This is a genomic window from Jeongeupia sp. HS-3 (assembly GCF_015140455.1).
Lineage (GTDB): Bacteria > Pseudomonadota > Gammaproteobacteria > Burkholderiales > Chitinibacteraceae > Jeongeupia.
On record NZ_AP024094.1, the window covers coordinates 2,128,414 to 2,152,321 of the forward strand.

The window sequence follows — 23,908 nt, forward strand, 5'->3', positions numbered from 1 at the left end:
CCGCTGTGGCGCTCATGACACCCGAAACTGCGCCACCGCCTCATCCAGCCGCCCGGCCATCGCCGCCAGACGTTGCGAGGCGGCGGCAATGTCACCGATTGCCCGAGTGTTCTGATGACCCGTTTGCGAAATCGCTTCGACATTGCGAGCGATATCCTGACTCGCCCGCGATTGCTCGCCCGAGGTATGCGCGATATCGCCGAGGATGTTCGAGACCTCCTGTGTGCGCTCATCCAGCCCCGCCACCGTCGCTCCCGCCTCACCGACCAGCGCGACCCCTTTCAGCGCCAGATCGCTGACGCCCTGTATCCCTTGCACCGCCTCGCCGGTGTCGTGGGCAATGGCGTCGGTCATCCTGGTGATTTGCTGCGTAGCCTCGCCGGTGCGTTCGGCCAGCTTGCGCACCTCGTCCGCCACCACCGCAAAACCCCGGCCGGATTCACCGGCACGCGCGGCTTCGATGGCGGCATTCAGCGCCAGCAGATTGGTCTGGTCGGCGATGTCGCGAATCGTCGAAACAAGGGAAGAAATCTGCTTGGAGCGCTCGCCCAGCGCCTGCACCCGTTGGGTTGATTCGTTGACCGATGCGGCGATGTGCTTCATTTCATCGGTCGCACGATCGACGGCCGAACGCCCTGCCTGGGTCAATTGATGGGCCTGTTCCGACAAGAGCGTGACGTCACTCAAATGCGTGCTGACCTGGGTGATGCTGGCGCTGATCTGCTCCACCGTTGCGGCGGTGGCCATCGCCGATTGATTCTGCGTGGCCGAACTGTTCTCGATCACCTGCATATTGCGCGCCAGATCGACGATCTCACCCGAGACCTCGCCCGTGCCCTGCCTCACCTCTTGCAAGATGTTGCGAAAGCGATCGATCAATGAAAAAAACGCGGCACCGATCTGGCCGGCCTCGCCGCCGCTTTGCGGGCGGTTGTCGGCTGTCAGATTGCCGGTGTCGGCGATGGCGCGCATATGGTCGCGCAAGCGCTCCAGCGGGCGGGTAATGCTGTGCGCGATCCACCACGACGCCAGTGCCAGCAGCAGCATACCCGCGCCGATGCCGCTCCCCAGCAACCACACTTGGCGCTGGAATTGCGCGTCGACATCATCGACATAAATACCGGTCGCGAGTACCCAGCCCCAAGGCGCATACAGCCGGCTGGTGCTCACCTTGGCCACCGGCGCGTCATGGCCGGGCTTGGCCCAGTGGTAGTCGACGAACTCGCCCTGGTTACGCTTGGCGGCATCGACCAGCTCGACCACCATGTGTACCCCCTTGGGATCCTTGAGCTGGCTTTGGTCCTTGCCGTTCAGCTCCGGCTTGATCGGGTGCCGCAGCATCGTGTAACGCGTGTCGTACAGCGCGAAGTAGTTGCCGCCTTCGTAGCGCAGCCCGGCAATCGCATCCGCCGCCGCGCTCTTGGCCGCATCGAGCGGCATCTTGCCGTCCTGGGCCAGCTGGCCGTAATGCGCCAGCACCGAATAGCCGACGGCGACCAGATCACGCGTGGTCGCGCGCCGGGCATCAAGCAGACCCTTGCGTTCGTTGAACAACACCCAGCTCGCCACCGCAGAGATCACGACGAAAACCAGCAGTGTCAGCAGCCACAATTTGTGGCGAATCGTTGCTTGCGAAAGCATTTTTTCCTCCTCCGGATTTGTTTGCATCGGGATGCTCGCCACCATTGCAAGCCACAAATAATACAAACAAGAAATAGAAGAGTCAGTTTAGATTAAGAATTCAGCAGGCGGGGACGAACAAAATGAAGCCGTTTGACGACCGGCATGTTGGCAAGCGCCTCGGTAAAAAAGCGCTTTCTCTTCAGTCACTTGCACCACACGCCTTTGCGCTGCCGCCGTATAGCCACGCCAGTTTGCGGCAAATCAAGATTGGTATCATTCACGATGGCCGTGCACTACGTCGTTTTGCTACATTCAAGACTGCAAGCTTCCCCCGTGTTCGGATGAAGGTCGCAGGAGAGTGCCCACCAAGGCAGGCCGCAAGGCGTGTCGGGCCGCCGAAGAAGTGAATCTTTCAGGCGCCGGGTCAGCCCGGCAGGGACTGCGACTGGACGAGCCTCTGGAGAGCCCCGGCGTGCGTTGATCGAACGCACCGGCCGGGCACCGAAGGCGCAAGGCGATTCGCCAGAATCGTTGAAACGCTCAGGTAAAAGGACAGAGGAAGGACGGCGGGCCGACGTGCGTCCCCGATCCGGAGGCTGCGCGGCGGCACGCCATCCCCTTCTGTCAGATCGATGTTTGATACTGACGGAGATTTTCAACGCATGCCCCCCATCCAAGATGTACTGCAAACGATAGACAACCTCGTCTGGGGTCCCCCGCTGCTGATCCTGCTGGTCGGCACCGGGCTCTATCTCACCGCCCGGCTCGGCCTGTTGCAGGTGTTCAAGCTTCCGCTAGCGCTCAAGCTCGTGTTCCGCGCCGACAAGAACCCGCACCTGCCCGGCGATGTATCGAGCTTTGCCGCACTGTGCACCGCGCTGTCGGCCACCGTCGGCACCGGCAACATCGTCGGCGTGGCCACCGCGATCAAGCTCGGCGGCCCCGGCGCGCTGTTCTGGATGTGGATGGCGGCGTTCTTCGGCATGGCGACCAAGTACGCCGAGTGCCTCTTGGCGGTGAAGTACCGCACCGTTGACGACAAGGGCCAGATGGCCGGCGGGCCGATGTATTACCTCACCCACGGCCTCGGCCTGCCGTGGCTGGGCAAGCTGTTCGCGCTGTTCGGCGTCGGCGTCGCGCTGTTCGGCATCGGCACGTTTGCGCAGGTCAACGCGATTTCCGATGCGGTGCACGCCACCTTCGACATCCCGGTGCTGTGGACCTGTTTGACGCTGGCGGTGCTGGTGGCGATGATCACGCTCGGCGGCATCAAGTCGATCTCGCGCGTGGCCGAAGCCATCGTGCCGTTCATGATGGTGTTCTACGTCACCGCCAGCGTGGCGCTGCTGGCGATGAACGCCAGCGCCGTGCCCGATGCGATCGTGCTGGTGGTGCAATCGGCGTTCACCGGCCATGCCGCCGTCGGCGGCTTCTTCGGCGCGACGATGATGCTGGCGATCCAGAGCGGCGTCGCCCGCGGGGTGTTCTCGAACGAATCGGGCCTCGGCAGCGCGCCGATCGCCGCCGCCGCCGCGCGCAGCAAATCGTGCGTCGAGCAGGGGCTGATCTCGATGACAGGCACCTTCTTCGACACCATCATCATCTGCACCATGACCGGCCTCGTGCTGATCGTCACCGGCGTCTGGTCGGGCGACGCCAGCGGCGCGCGGATGACCAACCTCGCGTTCCAGAACGGCCTGTCGCAGGACTGGGGCAATCTGGTCGTCACCGTCGGCCTGTTGTTCTTCGCCTTCACCACCATCATCGGCTGGAACTACTATGGCGAGCGCTGCATGCAGTACCTCGCCGGCCGGCGCGGCATCCTGCCGTTCAAGCTGGTGTTCATCGCCTGCATCGTCGGTAGCGCCTTCCTGCATCTGGATCTGATCTGGATCCTCGCCGACATCGTCAACGGCCTGATGGCGATCCCGAACCTGATCGGCCTGATCGGCCTGCGCCATGTGGTGGCGATGGAAACGAAACGCTATTTCGCCGGCCAGCCCGATGACGACGATGTGCTGCAGCCGGCACTGGCGCAGCGCTGAGCGCGCCTCGCAATGAAAAAAGCCCCGGCCAGGACCGGGGCTTTTCGTTCAGCCAGCGATTACTGGCCGAACACCGACAGCGGCCCTGCCTGCGGATCGGCGTCGACGCGGAACTTGCCGTTGCCAAGTGCCTTCACCGCCAGCGCAGCCGCGCCCTGCTTGACGTAGATCACCCCCGCGCTGGCGCTCAGCTCCAGCGTTAGCGGTGTCGCGTACTTCACGCAATCGGCGTTGCCGGTATTGAACAGCACCTGATTGCCGTTCGGCGTCGGCGCGCACGCTTCGCGGGCGTAGCGGTAGCGGATCACGTTCGACGGCGTCGCGACCCACAGCAGCCCGGCCTCGACCTTGGCCTTCACGTAATCCAGATGGCCAAGGTAGCGCGCCACCGGCACCGGCTCGTAACCATCGTAGGCATTGTCGCTGACGCCATGCATCGTCCGCGTCGCCCAGCCGCCCTGATTGATCGCCGCATCGACGTGCAGGTTGAGGATCTCGCTGCCCATCGGATACAGCGACCATTGGCCGGAAGCGGTGAACACATCCCACTTCACCATGTACGGATCGCTGAAATTGGCCGCGTTCACCCCTGCCGGACGACCGACGTACTCGATGTTGCCGCCACCCAGATCGCGGTTGCTGCCACGCCCGCCCAGGTAGCCCGGCTGGGTGCGCAGGTAGGCAAGCGCCGCATCGGTCGCGGTGTCGTACGGCCAGATGAAGTAGCTCATCTGATAACCGTTCAGATTCGTCTTCACGTCCTGAACCGAATCGCCGATTTCAACGCTGTTGATCCAGTTGGCATCACTGCTGCCGCCGGGCAGGTGGTTGCGCGAGTGGTTGGCGATTTCATGACCGTGTGCCACGAAGGTCTGCGCTGCGGCCCAGTGAGCGGGCTGGCATTCAGCCGTGATGGCGCCAAATGCAGCGACCAGACCACGTGTGGTCAGTGCCGGCTCGGCAATTGTTGTATGGCTCTGGCTGACGCTGCTGTTGCAGAAATCGTCGTGCACCATCGAATACGCGCCCTTGGCGCCGCCGCGCCAGATCGTCACCTCGGCCGCGCTGATCTGGACCGGGATTGGCGTTGGGGATGGCGTCGGCGTCGGGCACGGTCGCGGCATCAGCGCCGCCACCGACCAGAGGCTGGCATCGAACGACACACTGTCTTGGCCGAGCACCTTCGGCTCGTTTGCAGCCGAAGCGACGTGCGCCTGCTTGGTGACGAAAATGCCCGGCACAAAGCTGCCGTTGTAGTGAGCGCGGAACGAACCGCCGGCCGGTTTGACGACCGTGTCGGCAGCATAGCTGGCGCCGGCGCTCCAGGTCGGATGCGGTGTCTCGCCCGGGCAGCGATCGCCAACCATCCGTGATGCAAACACCGGCGTCGGTGTCGGCGTATATACATCGCCCAGATACTCCCACGGCCCCCAAGGATCGGCACCCGGCTCGCTCCCCTGAGTCCACCATTTGGCGCGGTACTTCTTGCCCTTGTAGATCACGCATTGATCGCTGGTGTAGACCGGCGTCGTCAACCAGTCGGTGCAGCTGCCCGGGGTCGGGGTCGGGGTCGGGGTCGGGGTCGGGGTCGGGGTCGGGGTCGGGGTCGGGGTCGGGGTCGGGGTCGGCGTCGGGGTCGGGGTCGGGGTCGGCGTCGGGGTCGGCGTCGGCGTCGGCGTCGGCGTCGAATTGGTACTGCACGTACCCAAGCTGGTCCAGGGCATGCCGCTGCCGATCGGGCCGGCGTTGGTCGCCGGGCTATTGCCTTGCGTCCACCAGTTGGCTTGGTAGGTGTTGCCATTGAGGCTCACCTTATCGCCGCCGTTGTAGGCGGTAGTGGCATTCCATGCGGCCACGCACAGCGGCGCCGGGGTGGCGTACACAGGCGCGGCCAGCATTGCGGCCGGAATGGCGGCCATTGCAAAGTAATTGAAGCGGTTCATCGGTCTCCGTCTCCTTCCAGTGTTGTCGGTATCACGCGGTCGCTTTGCCGCGCGAGGCACTGTGTCAGGTGCGATGAACCTCAACCAGTCGCGATGGAGGCCGGATTCATGAATGGCAGCGGGTGCAAAATAAAAACGATATAAATCATCACCTTGCATTTTCTTCACCGCATTCCGGCTTCACGAACGGCGTTGCAAACGCATCCGGCCAAGGCCGCTTCAGCCGCTTGCCCGACGCCGGATGACATACGATGCTGCCAGCATCCATCCTCCGTCCGCCCCCATGACCAATCCCCATCTCGCCGAATACAGCCGCCGGATGAACCGGGTGCTCGATCACATCGACCGGCACCTCGACGCCCCGCTCGACCTCGCCACGCTGGCCGGGGTGGCGAACTTTTCGCCTTTCCATTTCCACCGGGTGTTCCAGGCCTGGCTCGGCGAAACGCTGGGCGACTACCTGCGCCGGCGACGACTGGAGGTCGCCGCATCGACGCTCGCCATTCACCCCGACGAACCGGTGCTGAACGTTGCGCTAGGGGTCGGTTTCGGTTCGGGCGAAGCGTTCGCGCGCGCGTTCAAGAGCCGCTTCGGCGTCACGCCGAGCGAATGGCGGCGGCAAACGCCGGCGCGCTGGCAGGCCGAACTCGATGCCATCCGCGCGCGACGGATGCAGAACCGCAATCCGGATCAGCCGGATCGCAAGCACGATCAGGCCGGCGCCGGTGCGGCCGGGCACGATGAAGGCTCGTCACCCGACACGGAGATCAGCATGAACGTCACGATCCAGACCCTGCCGCCGGCGCGCGTCGCCTACCTGCGCCACATCGGCCCCTACGGCCCGGCACTCGGCCAGTTCTGGCGCGGCCACTTCGCACCGTGGGCGCGCACCCACGGCCTGTCCGGCAATACCAGCTACGGCATCGGCTACGACGACCCGAGCGTCACCCCGCCGGAAAAATGCCGCTACGACGCAGCGGTCGAAGTCCCGGCCGATTTCGTCGCCACCGGCGAAGCCGGCATCGCCGACCTGCCCGGCGGCCGCTACGCCGTCGCCCGCTTCAGCGGTGACGTGCGCACCATCGGCGACGCGTGGATGACACTGACCCGCGACTGGCTGCCGAGCAGCGGCTACCAGTTCGACAACCGGCCGTGCTTCGAGCGTTACACCGGCGCGCCGGACGAAGACACCAGCCGCGAGGATTTCAGTTGCGAGCTGTGTATTCCGGTGCGGCCGCTTTGATTGGCAAATTGGAAATAAAAAAAGGCGCGAATTCGCGCCTTTTTTCGCCCCGACAGAACTTGGAGCAATCCAAATTGTAGGTTGGGCTGAGCTTGTGAAGCCCAACGGTTTAATTGTGCTGATAATCCATAAATACCGAAACCGGCTGCATTTCATATGGATTGAATTCTAGGCAGTTGGGCTTCACTACGTTCAACCCAACCTACGAGCTGGATTATCTACGGAACACTATACGTTTTCGCTATCGAAATATCCAAGATATTGGAAAATTCTTCGATAAATTTCATGCACAACATTCTTTTTATTTTCGTGGTATTTTTCAATATCTACATTACATCCTTCAACGGCCTCCAATTTTGCATTGGCATATATCTGACAGTCCTCCTCTGACTGGCGGAGCCAGTCCCTGAAAAGCAAGTGTCGGATTGTTTCCGGACAGTCAGGGCCAAATACATGTAAATTAACTCTGGGTTTTGCAAGATGAAAAAGACGATGTTCATGAAAGCGGGGTTCACGAACAATCAGTTGAAATCCCAGATTTTCGAGTGCGGATACATAACTTTCTTCATCAGCTGGGTCGGCCACCGTCAGATCGATATCAATTACAGGCTTAGCTGCAATACCAGGTATAGCAGTAGAACCAATATGATCTATTTTCAGCACGCTCGAACCTAATTCATTCTCAATGGAAAGCGCCACTTTTGCATATATTTTTGGCCAAGATAAATTATAAGCAACAACCTCAACAGTCTCTATCGGCGGAGTGCCATGGACAAAATAGCTATCCTGAGGGTCGACAATATAATGCGCCATTATTTCTTTTTGATTGATCATGAACTAATCCTTTTTTTGAATTAATTATATTTGTTAGAGCTGAGCCAACGATTTTTCACCGCCTCCAGGCCTGTTAACACAACGAGCCCGTAGGTTGGGCTGAATGAAATGAAGCCCAACACCGCTCAAGCGCAACTCGGGTTCGCTCACCTCCTCTTCGGCGGCGTCATTTCCTTCTGCTTGTAATCGCACAAATCGGCAACCACACAGCGCCAGCATTCCGGCCGCCGCGCCTTGCACACATAGCGGCCGTGCAGGATCAGCCAGTGATGCGCGTGCAGCATGTATTCCTTGGGGATGACCTTGAGGAGCTTGAGTTCGACCGCGAGCACGTCCTTGCCCGGAGCCAGACCCGTGCGATTGCCGAGGCGGAAGATGTGCGTGTCCACCGCCATGGTCGGCTCGCCGAAGGCGACGTTGCGCACCACATTGGCGGTCTTGCGGCCGACGCCGGGCAGCGATTCGAGTGCGGCCTGGTCGTTCGGTACTTCGCCGCCGTAGCGCTCAAGCAAGATGGCACAGGTCTGCAGCAGGTGCTTGGCCTTGCTGCGATACAGGCCGATCGTCGCGATATACGACTCCAGCCCTTCCTGCCCCAGCGCGAGGATCGCTGCCGGCGTGTTCGCCACCGGAAACAGCCGCTTGGTCGCCTTGTTGACACCGACGTCGGTCGCCTGTGCCGACAGCAGCACGGCGGTCAGCAGCTCGAACGGGGTGCTGTATTCGAGTTCGGTCTTCGGCTCCGGATCAAGCTCGGCGAGGCGGCGGAAAAACTCGCGGCGGGTGTCCTTGTTCATCATCACTCCATACAGAAACGCCCCGCGCTTGGCGGGGCGTTGATTCTAACCGTTCAAACCGATTCAAGCCGAAGCGGCCTCCGGATTGCGGGCAGCAATCGCCTTGGCCCGCGCGTCGGCACGCCGGTCGAGCGCCATCTTGCCCGCGACAAGGAAGCCCAGGCCGATGAACGCCCCCGGCGGCAGCATCGCCAGCAGGAACTGGTAATTGGCCTCCGCCGGGATCACATGGATCACCCATGCCTTGGCATGCACTCCGAACAAGAGGTCGATACCGGACAGCAGCGTGCCCTGCCCGACCAGCTCGCGCATCGCGCCGAGCACCGCCAGCACGCCGGTCAGCCCCAGCCCCATGAACAAGCCGTCGACGCCCGACTGCCAGACACCGTTCTTGCTCGCAAACGCCTCGGCCCGCGCCAGCACGATGCAATTGGTAGTGATCAGCGGGATGAAAATCCCCAGCACCACGTACAGTCCGTGCACATAGGCGTTCATCGCCAGATCGACCATCGTCACCAGCGCGGCGATGATCAGGATGAAGATCGGCGTGCGCAGCTCGTTCGGCACAAAGGCGCGGATCGCCGCGACCGCCATGCCCGAAATCAGCATCACCAGACTCGTCGCCAGCCCGAGGCTGACACCGTTGATGATGTTGTTCGACATCACCAGCACCGGGCACATGCCCAGAATCTGCACCACGCCGGCGTTCTGTTTCCACAGGCCGTTGTGGGCGATGGCTTTCGCTTCCGCGATCATGCTTTGTCTCCAAAGAGCCGGGCGCGGTGCGCCGCCACATAGGCCAGCGTGTTGTGAATGGCCTTGACCACCGCGCGCGGGCTGATGGTCGCGCCGGCGTGCGTGTCGAACGCGCCGCCATCCTTCTTCACCTTCCACAGCGTATCGCCGGGATTGGCGATGCTCTTGCCGCTGAACTGGGCGATCCAGTCCGATTTGGCCGCATCGATATAGTCGCCCAGCCCCGGGGTTTCCTTGTGCGCAACCACCCGAACGCCGAGCACGGTGCCGTTGGTATCGACGCCGATCAGCAAGCGGATCTTGCCGGCATAGCCGTCGGGCGCCGTCGCTTCGGTTACCGCGCCGACGGTCTGGCCGGCTTTTCTGGCGATATAGATGCGGCTTTCGCCATCGTTGCCGAGCTGCGCGGCCTCGGTCTTGGGAACAATGATCGCGTCGTCAAGCAAGGCGTTGTCGTAGCTGCCGGCCGGGAGCACCTGCGCCAGCAGCGCAACCTTGGCATCAAGCTCGTTCTTTTTCACCGTGTCGCGGGTCAGCGCGTAAGTGCCGGCCATCAAGGCGGTGAACACCAGCGCGAACAGCGCCAGCGTCGCCGCGCCGCGCACGCCGGATTTCATCATCCGTTTCATGCGGCCTTCCCCTTGCGGCCGAAGACCTTCGGCTGTGTGTACTGGTCGATGAACGGCGCGGCCAGATTCATGATCAGCACCGCGAACGCCACGCCGTCGGGATAGCCGCCGAACACACGGATCAGATACGTCAGCAGACCGATCAGCGCGCCATAGATCAGCCGGCCGCGCTTGGTGGTCGGCCCCGAGACCGGATCGGTGATGATGAAGAATGCACCGAGCATCGCCGCGCCGGAGAACAGATGAAACAGCGGCGAGGTAAAGCGCGCCGGGTCAACAAGGTGCAACACACCGGAAATCGCCGTTAACGAAGCGATAAAGGCCACCGGCGTGTGCCATGGAATGATCTTGCTGACATACAGATACAGCCCACCAAGCAAATACGCTGCGGCAATCCAGCCCATCATGCTCGGCAGCATGCCGGCATGAAACAGCGGCGCGGCGAACAGATCGCCGATGCCGCCGTGCTGCAGGATCGTCGTCTTCACCGTGTCGAGCGGCGTCGCCGAGGCAATGGCATCAAAGCTCAGTGCGTCGGGCAAGCGCCCGGTGAAGATGTAGGAGAACTGCGCGGCGGCGTCGAGGCTGGCGCTTTGCAAAGCTTGCGGCGAAGCCCAGCGCGACATCTGCGCCGGGAACGACACCATCATCACGGCAAAACCGACCATCGCCGGATTGAAGGTGTTCTGCCCCAAGCCGCCGTACAGATGCTTGGCGAGCCCGATCGCGATGGCCGTGGCGACGACAATCATCCACCACGGCGCCAGCGGCGGCAGCGACAGCGCCAAGAGCCAGGCGGTGACGATGGCCGAACCGTCGGTGATGAACGGTTTGACCGGAAAGTTACGCAGCTTCAGGCACGCGGCCTCGGTAGCGAGCGCGGTCAGCGTGGCGAGCAGCAACTGCGCCAGTATCCCGGCGCCGAACACGTAGACGTAGACGGCGATGCCCGGCAGCAGCGCCGCGGCGACCTTGAACATCACGACCTGCAACGGCGTCGGCTTGGTGAAGAACGGCGAAGTGGTCATTTCAGTCCAGGTTCGGAACCAGCAGCAACAGATCGGTCGCGCCCACGTCGATGCCGGCTTGCGACAGCAGGGTCGTCGCCTGACCGCGGTGGTGCGTCTGGTGATTGAAGAAATGCAGCAACACGTCACCAAGATGCTTGCGCCCCGGCCCGCTCGTCATTGATGTGTAGTGAAACACCTCGGCCAGTTCACGCGAAGTCAGCACGGCCGCCCAGGCGGAGATTGCCTCGTCGAGCAGCTGCCGCCGGAGCGCGAGCGTGGCAAAGTCGGCGCAGACGATCTCGGCCAGCGAGGCAGGCTTGGGCAGAGCAAGCACCGGCGCCAGCGCGGCGGCATGGGCGCCGGGATGGCTGGCAAAGCGCTGCAGCCACAGCGTATCGCCGACGATCAGGTGATTCAGCGTCCCGAGCAGCGAGCCGAAAAATGCGCCGCGATCACGCGCCAGCTCGTCGGCCGATAACTGCGCGGCGGCTGAATAAAGTTTGGCGTTCATTTGCGCGTTGTAGCGGGCGAACAGCGCCACTTGCGCCACACCGAGCAGCCCATCCGGCCGGCCGGTTTGATTCAGCATCTGCCAACCCTCGGCCCAGTCGCCCAGGTCGCTGTCGGCATTCAGATGGCCGCGTTCGCCGGCATCGACCAGCTTCGCGCCCCAATCGGTAGCGATGCGTTCGCTGAACGGCCACGCGGCATACGGATCATCGCGGCTGGCGACGACGGTCGCGGCAAACGGCAAGCGTCCGCTCGGGGCCGGGCCGAAGCCGGCCGCGGCGGCAGGAAACTCGCTACCCGCCGGATCGGGAACGGCCACCAGCAGTGCGCCGGCGATAGCCCGTGGCGAGCGTACCGCCCAGTGCGCGACCAGCAGGCAGCCGAGGCTGTGCGCAGCGATCAGCGTATCCGGGCCGGCAGCGGCCACGGCGGCGTCGAGCCGGGCGATCCAGTCTTCCAGATCGGGCGCATCCCAATCCGCCTGCTCGACACGGATGCAGTCCGGATGCAGCGCCTGCCAGCGGCTCTGCCAATGTTCAGGACCGGAACCACCGTAACCGGGAACGATCAATACCTTCATGCTTCGCCCTCCTTCTTCGCCGCGGCACGCGCCTTGGCGGCGTCGATCCGCGCCTGTTTGTCGGAAGCTAGCGCGGCGCGCTCTTCCGGGCTCATCGCGGCCAGCCGGGCTTTTTCTTCATCGCGCTTTTGCATCGCGGCACGAATGCGCTCGGCTTTTTCCGGATCGAGCGCCGGAGCGGCCGGGGCTGCGGCTGGTGATTCGAGCACCGCCTGCGCCGCGTCACGCGCGGCCTTTCGTGCTGCAGCGGCAGCCATCGCGGCGCGGATTTTCTCGGCCTTGGCTTCGTCATCGGCCGCCGGCTCAACGCCACTGCCGGCGTGCGCAGCGTCACGCTTGGCCTTGGTGGCCGCGGCACGCGCCATCGCGGCTTCGATCCGGGCTTTTTTCTCGGCGTCCAGCGCATCCGGATCCAGCTGTGCCGCGTCGGCGGCCTTTTTCTCCGCCGCGCGCGCCATCGCCGCACGGATTTTCGCCGCCTTGTCGTCGTCGCCGGCCGGCGTCACCGCAGTATCGGCAACCGGCACCGCAGCCTTGGCCGCCGCCTGCTTGGCGGCGAGGCGTTCGGCTTTTTCGCGCTTCTCGCGCTCTTCGCGGAACTGCTTGAATTCGTGCCGCTCGCGCGCCTTGTCGGCGGACTTTTTGCTCGCTTCGGCCGCCCAGATTTCCGATTTGGCATAGCGGTAGTAATCGACGAGCCGGATGCTCGACGGGCACACATAGGCGCAAGCACCGCACTCGATGCAGTCGAACAGATTGCGTTCCTGCGCGCGGCCGAATTCGCGGCTGCGCGCAAACCAGTACAGATCCATCGGCTGCAAATCGGCCGGACACGCCTCGGCACATTCGCCGCAGCGGATGCACGGCATTTCGCGGCCTTTGTCCGGGAAGGTGGCCTTGGTCGTGGCGATGATGCAGTTGCCGGCCTTGCTCAGCCCGAGTTCGGTCGTCGGCAAGGCAAAGCCCATCATCGGCCCGCCGTAGATATGGTCGCTGGAGCCGGGCAGCTCGCCGGCAAAGGCCAGCAGATCGGCAATCGGCGTGCCGATCAGCGCCTCGACATTGCCGGGGCGCGCCACATTGCCGGTCAGTGTGACGATGCGGCTGATCACCGGTTCGGCGTGTTCGAGCGCGCGGTAGATCGTGTAAATGGTCGCGACGTTGAAACACTGCACACCTAGATCGGTCGAGCGCACGCCGCTCGGTACTTCGATCCCGGTCAGCAGTTTGATCAGCTGCTTGGCGCCGCCGGACGGATACAGCGTCGGCACCACGGCGACCGCTATGCCCGCTTCGCCGTTCGCGGCACCGGCTTGGGCAATGGCCTCCCGCATCGCGGCAATCGCTTCGGGCTTGTTGTCCTCGATGCCGATCAGCACTTCACGCGCGTTCAAGAGCTGGCGAACGATGGCGATGCCGGCGACGATCTGCCCGGCGCGCTCGCGCATCAGCCGGTCGTCGCAGGTGATGTAGGGTTCGCACTCGGCACCGTTGATGATCAGCGTTTGCAGCGCCTCGCGCCCGGCCAGCTTCAAATGCGACGGAAACACCGCGCCACCAAGGCCGACGACGCCCATGTCGCGCAAATAGTCGCGGATTTCTGCGCCGTTACCGGCGTCAAACGCGCCACGCCAGTCGAAAACGCTGCGCTCGATCCACTCGTCCAGGCCATCGCTGGCGATGCTGATGCACAGCTCGGCCAGGCCGGATGGATGCGCAACGATTTGATCGTCGATCGCGACCACGGCGCCCGAGGTCGGCGCATGCAGCGCCGCCGAGACACTGCCATCGGCGGCGGCGATCTGCTGGCCCTTGCGCACGCGTTCGCCGACCTGCACCAGCGGCAGCGCCGCGTTGCCGATGCTTTGGCGCAAAGGCAGCACCAGCCGCGCGGGCAGCGGGCCGGCGACGATGGCGCTGCCCGCCGACTCGGTCTTGTGCTCGGGCGGATGGACGCCGCCGTTGAATCTGAACAGCTTGCGTTCGCTCATGCGGCCGCCTTGACGACTTTCAGCGGAATCACCGGATAGCGCCAACGCCACGTCGCCGCGGCCTCGCCGACGTCTTGCATGCTGATGCAATCGACCGGGCACGGCGCAATGCACAGCTCGCAGCCGGTGCATTCGGATTCGATCACCGTGTGCAACTGCTTGGCCGCGCCGACGATCGCGTCGACCGGACAGGCCTGAATGCACAAGGTACAGCCGATGCAGATGTCCTCGTCGATCACCGCCAGCGATTTGGCTTTTTCGGCGCCGTTCTCGGCATTCAGCGGCTTGAATTCCTTGCCCAGCAATTCGGCCAGCTTGCGGATGCCATCCTCGCCACCGGGCGGACACTGGTTGATCTCGGCCTCGTCGTTGGCGATTGCCGTCGCGTACGGTTTGCAACCGGGAAAGCCGCACTGGCCGCATTGCGTCTGCGGCAGGATGGCGTCGATCTTGTCGACCAGCGGGTCTTCATCGACCTTGAACTTGATCGCTGCGACGCCAAGGATGGCGCCAAGTACGACCGCGAGCGCGATCATCATCGCGAGAGCCAGCCAGAAACTCATTGCCGCCCCCTTATTTCACAAGGCCGGAGAACCCCATGAACGCAAGGCTCATGAGTCCGGCGGTAATAAACGCAATCGGCGTGCCCTTGAACGGCGCCGGAATGTCGGCACCCTCCAGCCGCTCGCGGATCGCGGCGAACAGGATTAGGATCAGCGAGAACCCCAGCGCACTGCCGAAGCCGAACACCAGCGACTCAAGGAAACCGTTTTTCGCTTGCGAGTTGATCAGCGGCACACCAAGCACGGCGCAATTGGTGGTGATCAGCGGCAGATAGATGCCCAGCGTCTGGTACAGCGCCGGGCTGCTTTTGTGGATGAACATCTCGGTGAACTGCACGATCGCGGCGATGATGACGATGAACGCCAGCGTGCGCAGGTATTCAAGGTGCCAGGCGATCAGCAACTGATCGGTGAGCCACGAGGTGCCACAGGCGAGCGTCAGCACGAAGGCCGTCGCCAAGCCCATGCCGATCGACGCTTCCAGCTTGCGGGAGACGCCCATGAACGGGCACAGGCCGAGAATGCGCACCAGCACCACATTGTTGACGAGCACCGCGCCGACCAGCACCAGAAGGTAATGGCTCAGTTCCATCCGCTCAGTTCCATCCGCTCACACCGCCGTCGAAAAAATCCGGAAGAATCCGGGATCAAACCCGGGATTATCCGGTTTGCCGTTATGACAACAAGCCGGTTTGATCAACAACCATCGTAGTCCCGCGTGGCAAAAACAACGGGGCGGTCGCCTGCGCCACCGCCCCGCGTATCGATGTCGGCCGCGCTCAGTCGCGCAGCGCGGCCACCGCTTCGACGCATTCGGCAACCAGTTGCGGGCCGCGATAGATCAGCCCGCTGTACAGCTGCACCAGGCTGGCGCCGGCGCGGATTTTCTCGACCGCGTGCTCGCCGGCCAGGATGCCGCCGGCGCCGATGATCGGCAGCTTGCCGTGTAGCGCATCGGTCAGATCGCGGATCACGTGCGTCGACTTGGAGCGCACCGGTGCCCCCGACAGCCCGCCCGCTTCCTTGCCGTGCTTGAGGTGCTCGACCCCGGTACGCGCCAGCGTCGTGTTGGTGGCGATCACTGCATCGATACCGCTATTGATCAGCCGTTCGGCAATATCGTCGACCTGATGCGCATCGAGGTCCGGCGCAATCTTCAACGCCAGCGGCACATAGCGGCCATGACGGTTGGCCATGGCAATCTGCTTGGCCTTGAGCGCATCGAGCAATTGCGCCAGCTCGTCGGCCTGCTGCAACTGGCGCAGGTTCTTGGTGTTCGGCGAGCTGATATTCACCGTTACATAGCTGGCGTATTCGTAAACCTTTTCCAGCCCGATCAGGTAATCGTCGGTGGCGTTCTCGATCGGCGTATCGGCGTTCTTGCCGATATTGATGCCGAGCACGCCCTTGTACTGCGCGCGCTGGACGTTCTCGATCAGCGCATCGACGCCGCCGTTATTGAAGCCCATGCGGTTGATGATGCCCTCGGCCTCCGGCAGCCGGAACAAGCGCGGCTTCGGATTGCCCGGCTGCGGGCGCGGCGTGACCGTGCCGATTTCGAGAAAGCCGAAACCCAGCTCGGCCAGCGCATCGATATGCTCGCCATTCTTGTCGAGCCCGGCGGCCAGTCCGACCGGATTGGGAAACTCGATCCCCATCACCGTGACCGGCGACGGCTCGGGCTGCGAGGTGAAGGCGCGCAGGAAGCCGAAGCTGTGCAGGGTATCTAGCATGCTGAATGTCAGCCCGTGCGCACGTTCGGCGTCGAGCATGAACAGCAGCGGGCGTAACAATGCGTAGCTCAACTCAGGCGCCCCGTTTTTCGCACGCATCGAGCGTGTTCTGCATCAAGGTAGCCACCGTCATCAGACCGACACCACCCGGCACCGGCGTGATCCAGCTGGCTTTTTCGCGGGCGATATCAAACTCGACGTCGCCGCAAAGCTTGCCGCTTTCCAGCCGGTTGATACCGACGTCGATGACGATCGCGCCGTCCTTGATCCACTCGCCCTTGACAAAGTTGGGGATACCGACGCCGGCGACGACGATATCGGCACCACGCACCTTGTCGGCCAGATCCTTGGTTTTGCTGTGGCAGACGGTCACCGTCGCGCGCGCCAGCAACAATTCGAGCGCCTGCGGCCGGCCGACGATATTGGAGGCGCCGACAATCACCGCATCCTTGCCGACGATGTCGATGCCGGTTTTTTCCAGCAGCGTCATCACGCCGCGCGGCGTGCACGGACGCAGCAGCGGCATTTTCAGCGCCAGACGGCCGATGTTGTACGGATGGAAACCGTCGACATCCTTGGCCGGATCGATCAGCTCGATGATCTTTTCGGCGTTCAGATGTTTGGGCAGTGGCAATTGCACCAGGATGCCGTCGACCGCGTCGTCCTTGTTCAGCGTTTCGACCAAGGCCAGCAGCTCGGCCTCGCCGGTATCGGCCGGCAGGTCGTAGGCCAGCGACGTAATACCGGCGTTTTCGCACTGCCGCTTCTTGTTGCCGACATAAACCTGGCTGGCCGGATCGCTGCCGACCAGCACCACCGCCAGCGCCGGCGCGCGCTTGCCGCTAGCAACGCGCGCATCAACACGCGCACGCACGTCGCGGATGAGTTCTTGAGAAATGGTTTTCCCGTCTAGGATCTGGGCAGACATCGGCAACTCCGGAGCAAAACTGGCTATTCAATCGGCGCATTCTCTCACTGATGCACGATTGCGCTCAATCTCCGGTCAACAGGGGGTTGACGATGCGATCAATGCCGATTATATTCTCGCTTCTGTTCGGGGCGTAGCGCAGCCTGGTAGCGCACCTGGTTTGGGACCAGGTGGTCGTGAGTTCGAATCCCACCGCCCCGACCAGACTCAACACTGTGGTATATTTCGAGTGTTGGTGGTAGTTAAAAAGCAGATCAAGCTGAAACACGGCGCCCGTAGCTCAACCGGATAGAGCAACGGCCTTCTAAGCCGTAGGTTACAGGTTCGATTCCTGTCGGGTGCGCCAAATATCCCGGCAGACGCAGTATCAGTTTCAGTGGTGGTTGTAGCTCAGTTGGTAGAGTCCAGGATTGTGATTCCTGTTGTCGTGGGTTCGAGCCCCATCAGCCACCCCAAGTTAAAAAGCCCTTGAGAAATCAAGGGCTTTTTGCTTTTCTGCGTTTGAAACATTTTGAAGCCCGATTGTGGAGCACCTCATGTTTACCTGTCTGAATACGCAGTCTTGCGACGCACAATGGAAGCCGGAAGAAGTAACAATCAAAAATGAAGGGCAAGGTGAGCTGTTTCGCTGCCCGCTGTGTGGCGCCAGAAACCCGGTGATCCGCAATGTAAAGCCCGATGGCCGCGTAATTTACAAGCAGGTGCGCCCCAGTCATTGAGCTGAATCGTGTTTGATGGTTTTACGAGCGGTGACACGGGCTGAAAACGAGGGCGATTTACGCGCTTTTCAGACCTGACCGTGTCATCGTAAAAGGCGCTCTGCGGAGCGCTTTTTTTACGTTATCGCGACCGATTTAGCGCCGCCCTGCCCCGTACTCCGCTTGATGCCTTGATCGAAAAAGTGCGGCAAGCCGTGCCCTGATGGTATGAATCGTCATGATCCGGCAGATGTTCTACGAGCCAGCCTGGTGCAAGCCATTATCATGTCGGGCACATCGGGCATTTGTGAGCTGAATTCATCGTGATTGCATTGCTGGAAGCCCAACGCGCCGGTTTGCTACGGCGGCAACACTGGTTGCCGAACATCGTTTCGGGCGCCATTGTCGGGGTCGTCGCGTTGCCGCTGGCGATGGCGTTTGCGATCGCATCGGGGGCCAAGCCGGAACATGGGCTCTACACCGCCATCGTGGCAGGGCTGCTGGTGTCCGCGTTTGGCGGCAGCCGCGTGCAGGTGGCCGGGCCCACCGGTGCTTTTATCGTCATTCTGGCCGGCATTACCGCCAAGTATGGCCTTGATGGCCTGCAGATCGCCACGCTGATGGCCGGGGTGATCCTGCTGCTGCTCGGGATGGCGCGACTGGGATCGATCATCAAGTTTATTCCAGCGCCGGTGATCGTCGGCTTTACCGCAGGGATAGGGGTGATCATCTGGGTAGGTCAGTGGAAGGATTTCTTCGGGCTCCCTGCCATTGCCGATGGGCACTTCCATCAGAAGCTGTGGTCGCTTGTCCAAGCGTTACCCCAACTGCATCCGGCCACAACCGCGCTGGCGCTGCTGTCACTCCTGCTGGTGGTGTTTTCATCCCGCATCCCGAAGCTCGAACGCATTCCCGGCCCACTGGTGGCGCTATTCGTCGCTACCCTGTTGCAGGCTTTGGTGCAATTCGATGGCGTGACCACGATAGGCAGTGCGTTTGGCGGGATTCCACAGCAGTTGCCGACACCACGCCTGCCCGATGTGAGCGTAGCCCGCGTGATCGAGCTGATCGGCCCGGCGTTCACCATTGCGATGCTGGGCGCGATCGAATCACTGCTGTCCGCGGTGGTCGCCGATGGCATGGCCGGTACGCGGCATGATTCGAATCAGGAACTGATCGGCCAGGGCATTGCCAATATCGCAGCACCGCTGTTTGGCGGCTTTGCGGCGACCGGCGCGATTGCCCGCACGGCCACGAACATCCGCAACGGCGGCACCAGCCCGATTTCGGGCATCGTGCACGCCATCACGCTGATCCTCATCATCGTGCTGCTGGCCCCCCTCGCCGTGCATGTTCCGCTGGCGGCGCTGGCGGCGATCCTGTTCGTGGTGGCGTGGAACATGAGCGAGGCTCGCCACTTTGCCAGGATGGTCCGGCGCGCACCGCGTGCGGATGTCGCCATCCTGCTGGTGACGTTTTGCCTGACCGTATTTGCCGATCTGGTCGTGGCCGTGAATATCGGGGTCATCCTCGCCACTTTGCATTTCCTGCGCCGCATGGCCAGCAGTGTTGAAGTGCGTGCCAACACCGAACAAGAGCTTCGCCAGGAACTCGCCGCCCAAGGCCTGAGCCGGCTACCGCCCGGCGTGCTGGTCTACGCGGTGGAAGGACCGTTCTTTTTTGGCGCGGTGGAAAACTTCGAGCAGGTGCTGGCCAGTACCCATACCGATCCGGGCATCCTGATCATCCGGCTGCGCTGGGTGCCTTATATCGACATCACCGGCCTGCAAATGCTGGAAGAAGTGGCCGAGGACCTGCACAAACGCGGCGTGCGCGTGATGATGTCCGGTGCGAACGAGCGTGTGCACGCCATGCTGGAAAAAGCCGGACTCATCTTGCTGATTGGCCAGAGCAATTATTTCAAAACGTTTGAAGAAGCGTTAAAACGCTGCAGCGAGCTGACCGATCAAGCCGCCGAGCGCGGGCAATGAGCGCCCATCCGCACAAATGCAAACCGAATCAGGCAATACAGTGACCGATACATCCATGGATTTTTCAGCATTACTGGCCGCCGGCGACGACAAGCAAGCCGTCATCATGCGCGGCGGCGCATTTCAGAGCCTGCATTTCGATTTGACGGCGGTGCAAAGCAAAATGGCCGTCAAAGACCCCTACCATCTGGTGCTCGGCTACACCCGAACCATGCTGTCTTTCCGGCTGTTCGTGCCCAAGCCGCGACGCATTGTCATGGTCGGGCTGGGTGGCGGCTCACTGGCAAAGTACTGCTATCGCAACTTTCCGCTCGCCCAGATGGCCGTTTGCGAGATTGATCCGCAGGTGATCGCCCTGCGGGATGACTTCCTGATTCCGCCCGATGACGCCCGTTTTCAGGTGATTTGCGGCGATGGTGCGGCCTATGTCAAAAGCTGCGCGGGGAACATCAATCTGCTGCTGATCGATGGCTTTGACGACCGGGGCATTCCCACCGCGCTGTGCAGCCAGTCTTTCTATGACAATTGCGCCGCCTCGCTGGCGCCCGAGGGCATTGCCGCTTTCAATTTGCAGGCGCAGGATACCCGCAACCCGGTACATCTGGAGCGGATATGCCGCGCCTTCGGTCAGCATGTGGTCGCGATCAAGGCGGACGACGGCGCAAATTACATCGTGCTCGCCAGCCGCAACGCATCGCTGATGAACACGCCCAAGGCCGTCCTGCTTCAGCGGGCTGCCGAGCTTGAAGCCGAATCGGATTACAAACTCGTATCGTTTGCCCGGCGCGTGATCACAAGCCGCGCTTATGCCAAGCCCGGGGATGTCTTTACCGTCGATGCCTTGTCCCGCACGCCCCCAAGGCCATAGCCGGTTTGGATTCAGCCCGCAGGGGCGCGGTATCATTCGCCCCAACGAGGAGTAAACGAATGGCGAACGAAAAACCGGCACAGCGCGCAGCAGCGACCAAACGCGTTCAACTTTATCTGGCCGTGCCCTTTGCAGAAAAGGACGCGGCCAAGGCTTTGGGCGCCCGCTGGGATGCCGAACGCAAGAAATGGTATGTGCCGCATGGCGTGGACATCGCCCCGTTCAAGCAATGGCTGGCCGCAGATGAAACCGCATCACTCGATGCCCTCTCCCCTGCGCCCACCGCCGCGCCCAAACCAAAGAAAGCAGCACCCACACCCCGCGCCCCCACCATTCCCGCCGGCTTTGTCGCCTACTCGGGTGAAACGCCGCCCTGGGAATAGGCCGGAACGCACCGGCTGTCGCAGCCAGCCACGATAGCCCATCATATTGAATACGCCCCCACCGCGAGTTGCACCGCTATGAGCACGAGTTTCTTCTGGCACGACTACGAAACCTTCGGCGTCGTCCCGCGCCGCGATCGCCCGGCGCAGTTCGCCGGCATCCGCACCGATCTGGAACTGAACGAGATCGGCGAGCCGGTCGAGCTGTTTTGCCAGCCAACGCCCGACTGGCTGCCCGATCCGCAATCGTGTCTGCTGACCGGCATCACCCCGCAGCATTGCCTGGAGCGCGGCGTGGTCGAGCGTGAGTTCGCCGCCGGCATCGAGGCCGAGCTGGCGCAGCCGGGCACCATCGGCGTCGGCTACAACACCATCCGTTTCGACGACGAAGTCACCCGCTTCCTGTTCTGGCGCAACCTGTACGAGCCGTACGCACGCGAATGGCAGAACGATTGCGGCCGCTGGGATTTGCTCGATACCGTGCGCACCACCTGGGCGCTGCGGCCCGAAGGCATCCACTGGCCGAGCCACGACGACGGCAAACCCAGTTTCAAGCTTGAAGACCTGAGCCGCGCCAACGGCCTGCTGCACGAGGCCGCGCACGATGCGGTCTCCGACGTGCGCGCGACCATTGCGCTGGCGCGGCTGATCCGCGACCGCCAGCCCAAGCTGTTCGACTTCTGCCTGAGCCTGCGCAGGAAAGACGCGGTGCTGGCGCAGATCGGCTCGACGCCGAAGCCCTTCCTGCATGTGTCGGGCATGTTCGGTACCGAGCGCGGCTGTATCGCCGCTGTCTGGCCGCTCGCCTGGCATCCGAGCAACAAGAACGAGCTGATCGTCTGGGATCTGGCGTTCGATCCGCGCGAGCTGTTCGCGCTTGACGCCGAAACGATCCGCACGCGGATGTTCAGTCGCGCCGATGCGCTGCCCGAAGGCGTGAGCCGGCTGCCGATCAAGACCATCCACATCAACAAATCGCCTATCGTCATCGGCAATCTGAAAACGCTGCAGCCGGCGCAAGCGACACGCTGGGGCATCGATTTCGCCGTGGTCGAGCAACACGCCGCGCTGCTGCAGGATGCACCGGCGCTGCCGTGGAAAGCCGTGTTCCAGCGTGATCTGGCGCCGATCGGTGACGTCGATCAGGATCTGTACGGCGGCTTTTTGTCCAACAACGACCGGCAGCGGCTGGAAGAGCTGCGCTCGCTCGACGCCAACGCCCTCGCCAGCGAGCGCCCGCGCTTTGACGATCGCCGCCTCGACGAGCTGCTGTTCCGCTACCGTGCGCGCAATTTTCCGGCGTCCTTGAATGATGCCGAGGCCGCACGCTGGCAGCGGTTGCGCTGCGAGCGCCTGTTCGAAGGCCGCGATGGCTATCGCACGCTCGAGGACTACTGCGCGCAGATCGACACGCTGGCCGAAGACGCCGACGAGCGCGGTGAAGCCATCCTTGCGGCGCTGTACGACTACGCCGAAGCCATCGCGCCCGAGGATGGCGCGTGAGGTATACGCTCAGGCAACTGGAAGTCTTCGTCGCGGTCGGCCGTTTCGAGAGCGTCTCGCGCGCGACCGAGGCGCTGAACCTGTCGCAATCGGCCACCAGCACCGCGCTGGCCGAGCTGGAAAAACAATTCGACGTGCGCCTGTTCGATCGTCACGGCAAACGCTTGCAACTGAACGAATCGGGCCGCGCACTGCTGCCACGGGCGATCGAGCTGCTCGACCGCGCCGGCGAAATCGAAAGCCTGCTCGCCGGCAAGGCCGGGCTGAACGGCTTTCGCTTCGGCGCCACGCTGACCATCGGCAACTATCTGGCTACCCTGCTGGTCGGCGAATTCATGCGCCGCCATCCGGGCTGCCGGGTGCAACTGGATGTGCACAACACCTCGACCATCTTGCGGCAGGTGGCGCATTTCGAGCTCGATTTCGGCCTGATCGAGGGCGACAACCCGAATCCGGATCTGTGCGCCGAACCGTGGGTGGCCGATGAGCTGGTGGTGTTCGCCGCGCCCGATCATCCGCTCACGCGCGAAGCGCACGTCACGGTCGAGATGCTCGCCAAACAACCGTGGATCGTCCGTGAACCGGGCTCGGGCACGCGGCAGGCGTTTGAAAGCGCCTTCCACTCGGTGCGCGCACAGATGGATGTGCGGCTGGAGCTGGAACACACCGAGGCGATCAAGCGCGCGGTCGAGGCCGGCATGGGGCTGTCGTGCATTTCACGGCTGGCGCTGAAGGAGGCGTTCCGCCGCGGCAGCCTGGTGCCGATCGAGGTCGACGATCTCAACCTCGAACGGCAGTTCCACATCGTCTGGCACAAGCAGAAATTCCACACCCCGGGCATGCAGGCGTTCATCGCGCTGTGCCGCGAGGTCAGCGCCGGCGCCACGCGCGCCGACGAGATCATCATGCGCGATGCCAACGGCCGGGAAATCGAGTACCGCTAGCCCGGCCCTTCCATCGAGCACGCGATCAGTCGAACAGCTCTTCCCAGATCGACTTGCGCTTCTTGTACGGCTTTTGATCGTAATGCTGTGGCCTGTTGTCGTAGCGGACTTCCTGCGGCCGGGGCTCGCTGTGCGGAACCTCGCGGGCGGGTACGGCATCCTGGATCTGGGCGCGTTCGATGATCTTGTCGAGCTCGCCGCGGTCGAGCCAGACACCGCGGCAGCGCGGGCAATAATCGATCTCGACGCCTTGGCGTTCGGACATTACCAGACGTTCGTCAACACAAGTCGGGCATTGCATGGTCAGACTCCTTGATCACTGCATTGAATAAGAAA

Annotated in this window: 23 protein-coding genes, 3 tRNA genes and 1 riboswitch; of the genes, 12 read left to right on the plus strand and 14 right to left on the minus strand. The window is 62.7% G+C overall.

Annotated features, from left to right (window positions below):
• Positions 1 to 12: 12 nt before the first annotated feature.
• A complete protein-coding gene (locus JLC71_RS10150; protein ID WP_200915309.1) occupies positions 13 to 1,641 on the minus strand; it encodes a methyl-accepting chemotaxis protein in 1,629 nt (542 codons plus the stop codon).
• Positions 1,642 to 1,763: 122 nt separating this feature from the next.
• Between JLC71_RS10150 and JLC71_RS10155 the strand changes: the two genes are divergently transcribed.
• Both JLC71_RS10155 and JLC71_RS10160 read left to right on the plus strand, forming a co-directional pair.
• Positions 1,764 to 2,030, plus strand: coding sequence for a hypothetical protein (locus JLC71_RS10155; protein WP_200915310.1), 267 nt, complete (start codon positions 1,764 to 1,766; stop codon positions 2,028 to 2,030).
• 40 nt (positions 2,031 to 2,070) lie between these two features.
• Positions 2,071 to 2,189: riboswitch (glycine riboswitch) on the plus strand.
• 96 nt (positions 2,190 to 2,285) lie between these two features.
• Positions 2,286 to 3,668, plus strand: a complete 1,383-nt coding sequence (locus JLC71_RS10160; protein ID WP_200915311.1) for an alanine/glycine:cation symporter family protein — start codon at positions 2,286 to 2,288, stop codon at positions 3,666 to 3,668.
• 59 nt (positions 3,669 to 3,727) lie between these two features.
• Here JLC71_RS10160 and JLC71_RS16640 read toward each other — a convergent pair whose 3' ends face one another.
• Positions 3,728 to 5,611 (minus strand): carbohydrate-binding protein, encoded by a 1,884-nt coding sequence (locus JLC71_RS16640; RefSeq protein ID WP_305066868.1) that lies wholly within the window; start codon positions 5,609 to 5,611, stop codon positions 3,728 to 3,730.
• A 283-nt stretch (positions 5,612 to 5,894) separates the two neighbouring features.
• Between JLC71_RS16640 and JLC71_RS10170 the strand changes: the two genes are divergently transcribed.
• Positions 5,895 to 6,854, plus strand: a complete 960-nt coding sequence (locus JLC71_RS10170; RefSeq protein ID WP_200915313.1) for an AraC family transcriptional regulator — start codon at positions 5,895 to 5,897, stop codon at positions 6,852 to 6,854.
• A gap of 228 nt (positions 6,855 to 7,082) precedes the next feature.
• On the opposite strand, the gene JLC71_RS10175 is transcribed toward JLC71_RS10170, so the two are convergent.
• From JLC71_RS10175 to folD, 11 genes are all read right to left on the minus strand, one after another.
• Entirely contained in the window at positions 7,083 to 7,688 is a 606-nt protein-coding gene (locus JLC71_RS10175) for a GrpB family protein (protein WP_200915314.1), read from the minus strand.
• Positions 7,689 to 7,834: 146 nt separating this feature from the next.
• Complete coding sequence (gene nth, locus JLC71_RS10180; RefSeq protein ID WP_200915315.1) at positions 7,835 to 8,485, minus strand: endonuclease III; 651 nt, start codon at positions 8,483 to 8,485, stop codon at positions 7,835 to 7,837.
• 63 nt (positions 8,486 to 8,548) lie between these two features.
• Complete coding sequence (locus tag JLC71_RS10185; RefSeq protein WP_200915316.1) at positions 8,549 to 9,241, minus strand: electron transport complex subunit E; 693 nt, start codon at positions 9,239 to 9,241, stop codon at positions 8,549 to 8,551.
• Positions 9,238 to 9,870 (minus strand): electron transport complex subunit RsxG, encoded by a 633-nt coding sequence (gene rsxG / locus JLC71_RS10190; RefSeq protein WP_200915317.1) that lies wholly within the window; start codon positions 9,868 to 9,870, stop codon positions 9,238 to 9,240. The genes JLC71_RS10185 and rsxG overlap by 4 nt, the downstream gene beginning before the upstream one ends.
• A complete protein-coding gene (locus JLC71_RS10195; protein WP_200915318.1) occupies positions 9,867 to 10,898 on the minus strand; it encodes an RnfABCDGE type electron transport complex subunit D in 1,032 nt (343 codons plus the stop codon). The genes rsxG and JLC71_RS10195 overlap by 4 nt, the downstream gene beginning before the upstream one ends.
• A 1-nt stretch (position 10,899) precedes the next feature.
• A complete protein-coding gene (locus JLC71_RS16470) occupies positions 10,900 to 11,970 on the minus strand; it encodes a DinB family protein (RefSeq protein ID WP_236250860.1) in 1,071 nt (356 codons plus the stop codon).
• Complete coding sequence (gene rsxC, locus JLC71_RS10210; RefSeq protein WP_200915319.1) at positions 11,967 to 13,961, minus strand: electron transport complex subunit RsxC; 1,995 nt, start codon at positions 13,959 to 13,961, stop codon at positions 11,967 to 11,969. The genes JLC71_RS16470 and rsxC overlap by 4 nt, the downstream gene beginning before the upstream one ends.
• Positions 13,958 to 14,524, minus strand: a complete 567-nt coding sequence (rsxB, locus tag JLC71_RS10215; protein WP_200915320.1) for an electron transport complex subunit RsxB — start codon at positions 14,522 to 14,524, stop codon at positions 13,958 to 13,960. Before rsxB ends, rsxC begins: the two co-directional genes overlap by 4 nt.
• A 10-nt stretch (positions 14,525 to 14,534) precedes the next feature.
• Positions 14,535 to 15,116: an electron transport complex subunit RsxA gene (rsxA, locus tag JLC71_RS10220; RefSeq protein ID WP_200915321.1), complete on the minus strand. Its 582-nt coding sequence runs from the start codon at positions 15,114 to 15,116 to the stop codon at positions 14,535 to 14,537.
• A 187-nt stretch (positions 15,117 to 15,303) separates the two neighbouring features.
• Positions 15,304 to 16,329: a quinone-dependent dihydroorotate dehydrogenase gene (locus tag JLC71_RS10225; protein WP_200915322.1), complete on the minus strand. Its 1,026-nt coding sequence runs from the start codon at positions 16,327 to 16,329 to the stop codon at positions 15,304 to 15,306.
• Between the two features lies 1 nt (position 16,330).
• Positions 16,331 to 17,185 carry a bifunctional methylenetetrahydrofolate dehydrogenase/methenyltetrahydrofolate cyclohydrolase FolD gene (gene folD, locus JLC71_RS10230; protein WP_200915323.1) on the minus strand — a complete coding sequence of 285 codons (855 nt, stop codon included), beginning with the start codon at positions 17,183 to 17,185 and terminating at the stop codon, positions 16,331 to 16,333.
• 127 nt (positions 17,186 to 17,312) lie between these two features.
• Between folD and JLC71_RS10235 the strand changes: the two genes are divergently transcribed.
• The 9 genes from JLC71_RS10235 (at position 17,313) to JLC71_RS10275 (ending at position 23,572) form a co-directional block, all read left to right on the plus strand.
• Positions 17,313 to 17,389 (plus strand) — tRNA-Pro (locus JLC71_RS10235).
• A 65-nt stretch (positions 17,390 to 17,454) separates the two neighbouring features.
• A tRNA-Arg gene (locus JLC71_RS10240) sits at positions 17,455 to 17,531 on the plus strand.
• Positions 17,532 to 17,564: 33 nt separating this feature from the next.
• Positions 17,565 to 17,640: transfer RNA gene (locus JLC71_RS10245), tRNA-His, on the plus strand.
• An 81-nt stretch (positions 17,641 to 17,721) separates the two neighbouring features.
• Positions 17,722 to 17,904 (plus strand): hypothetical protein, encoded by a 183-nt coding sequence (locus JLC71_RS10250; protein WP_200915324.1) that lies wholly within the window; start codon positions 17,722 to 17,724, stop codon positions 17,902 to 17,904.
• Positions 17,905 to 18,206: 302 nt separating this feature from the next.
• On the plus strand, positions 18,207 to 19,874 hold the full coding sequence (locus JLC71_RS10255; protein WP_200915325.1) for a SulP family inorganic anion transporter: 1,668 nt from the start codon (positions 18,207 to 18,209) through the stop codon (positions 19,872 to 19,874).
• Between the two features lie 55 nt (positions 19,875 to 19,929).
• Positions 19,930 to 20,742 carry a spermine/spermidine synthase domain-containing protein gene (locus JLC71_RS10260; protein WP_200915326.1) on the plus strand — a complete coding sequence of 271 codons (813 nt, stop codon included), beginning with the start codon at positions 19,930 to 19,932 and terminating at the stop codon, positions 20,740 to 20,742.
• A gap of 59 nt (positions 20,743 to 20,801) precedes the next feature.
• Positions 20,802 to 21,125 carry a DUF5710 domain-containing protein gene (locus JLC71_RS10265; RefSeq protein ID WP_200915327.1) on the plus strand — a complete coding sequence of 108 codons (324 nt, stop codon included), beginning with the start codon at positions 20,802 to 20,804 and terminating at the stop codon, positions 21,123 to 21,125.
• A gap of 78 nt (positions 21,126 to 21,203) precedes the next feature.
• Entirely contained in the window at positions 21,204 to 22,628 is a 1,425-nt protein-coding gene (sbcB, locus tag JLC71_RS10270; RefSeq protein WP_200915328.1) for an exodeoxyribonuclease I, read from the plus strand.
• Positions 22,625 to 23,572: a LysR family transcriptional regulator gene (locus JLC71_RS10275; RefSeq protein WP_200915329.1), complete on the plus strand. Its 948-nt coding sequence runs from the start codon at positions 22,625 to 22,627 to the stop codon at positions 23,570 to 23,572. The genes sbcB and JLC71_RS10275 overlap by 4 nt, the downstream gene beginning before the upstream one ends.
• Positions 23,573 to 23,597: 25 nt before the next feature.
• Here the strand turns inward: JLC71_RS10275 and JLC71_RS10280 are convergent, their stop codons facing one another.
• Positions 23,598 to 23,873: a TFIIB-type zinc ribbon-containing protein gene (locus JLC71_RS10280; RefSeq protein WP_200915330.1), complete on the minus strand. Its 276-nt coding sequence runs from the start codon at positions 23,871 to 23,873 to the stop codon at positions 23,598 to 23,600.
• Positions 23,874 to 23,908: the final 35 nt, after the last annotated feature.

Excerpts from the sequence above, each read along its gene's own strand:
- JLC71_RS10150 (WP_200915309.1), bottom strand. The coding sequence starts at position 1,641 with ATGCTTTCGCAAGCAACGATTCGCCACAAATTGTGGCTGCTGACACTG.
- JLC71_RS10155 (WP_200915310.1), top strand. The coding sequence starts at position 1,764 with ATGAAGCCGTTTGACGACCGGCATGTTGGCAAGCGCCTCGGTAAAAAA.
- JLC71_RS10160 (WP_200915311.1), top strand. The coding sequence starts at position 2,286 with ATGCCCCCCATCCAAGATGTACTGCAAACGATAGACAACCTCGTCTGG.
- JLC71_RS16640 (WP_305066868.1), bottom strand. The coding sequence starts at position 5,611 with ATGAACCGCTTCAATTACTTTGCAATGGCCGCCATTCCGGCCGCAATG.
- JLC71_RS10170 (WP_200915313.1), top strand. The coding sequence starts at position 5,895 with ATGACCAATCCCCATCTCGCCGAATACAGCCGCCGGATGAACCGGGTG.
- JLC71_RS10175 (WP_200915314.1), bottom strand. The coding sequence starts at position 7,688 with ATGATCAATCAAAAAGAAATAATGGCGCATTATATTGTCGACCCTCAG.
- nth (WP_200915315.1), bottom strand. The coding sequence starts at position 8,485 with ATGAACAAGGACACCCGCCGCGAGTTTTTCCGCCGCCTCGCCGAGCTT.
- JLC71_RS10185 (WP_200915316.1), bottom strand. The coding sequence starts at position 9,241 with ATGATCGCGGAAGCGAAAGCCATCGCCCACAACGGCCTGTGGAAACAG.
- rsxG (WP_200915317.1), bottom strand. The coding sequence starts at position 9,870 with ATGAAACGGATGATGAAATCCGGCGTGCGCGGCGCGGCGACGCTGGCG.
- JLC71_RS10195 (WP_200915318.1), bottom strand. The coding sequence starts at position 10,898 with ATGACCACTTCGCCGTTCTTCACCAAGCCGACGCCGTTGCAGGTCGTG.
- JLC71_RS16470 (WP_236250860.1), bottom strand. The coding sequence starts at position 11,970 with ATGAAGGTATTGATCGTTCCCGGTTACGGTGGTTCCGGTCCTGAACAT.
- rsxC (WP_200915319.1), bottom strand. The coding sequence starts at position 13,961 with ATGAGCGAACGCAAGCTGTTCAGATTCAACGGCGGCGTCCATCCGCCC.
- rsxB (WP_200915320.1), bottom strand. The coding sequence starts at position 14,524 with ATGAGTTTCTGGCTGGCTCTCGCGATGATGATCGCGCTCGCGGTCGTA.
- rsxA (WP_200915321.1), bottom strand. The coding sequence starts at position 15,116 with ATGGAACTGAGCCATTACCTTCTGGTGCTGGTCGGCGCGGTGCTCGTC.
- folD (WP_200915323.1), bottom strand. The coding sequence starts at position 17,185 with ATGTCTGCCCAGATCCTAGACGGGAAAACCATTTCTCAAGAACTCATC.
- JLC71_RS10250 (WP_200915324.1), top strand. The coding sequence starts at position 17,722 with ATGTTTACCTGTCTGAATACGCAGTCTTGCGACGCACAATGGAAGCCG.
- JLC71_RS10260 (WP_200915326.1), top strand. The coding sequence starts at position 19,930 with ATGGATTTTTCAGCATTACTGGCCGCCGGCGACGACAAGCAAGCCGTC.
- JLC71_RS10265 (WP_200915327.1), top strand. The coding sequence starts at position 20,802 with ATGGCGAACGAAAAACCGGCACAGCGCGCAGCAGCGACCAAACGCGTT.
- sbcB (WP_200915328.1), top strand. The coding sequence starts at position 21,204 with ATGAGCACGAGTTTCTTCTGGCACGACTACGAAACCTTCGGCGTCGTC.
- JLC71_RS10280 (WP_200915330.1), bottom strand. The coding sequence starts at position 23,873 with ATGCAATGCCCGACTTGTGTTGACGAACGTCTGGTAATGTCCGAACGC.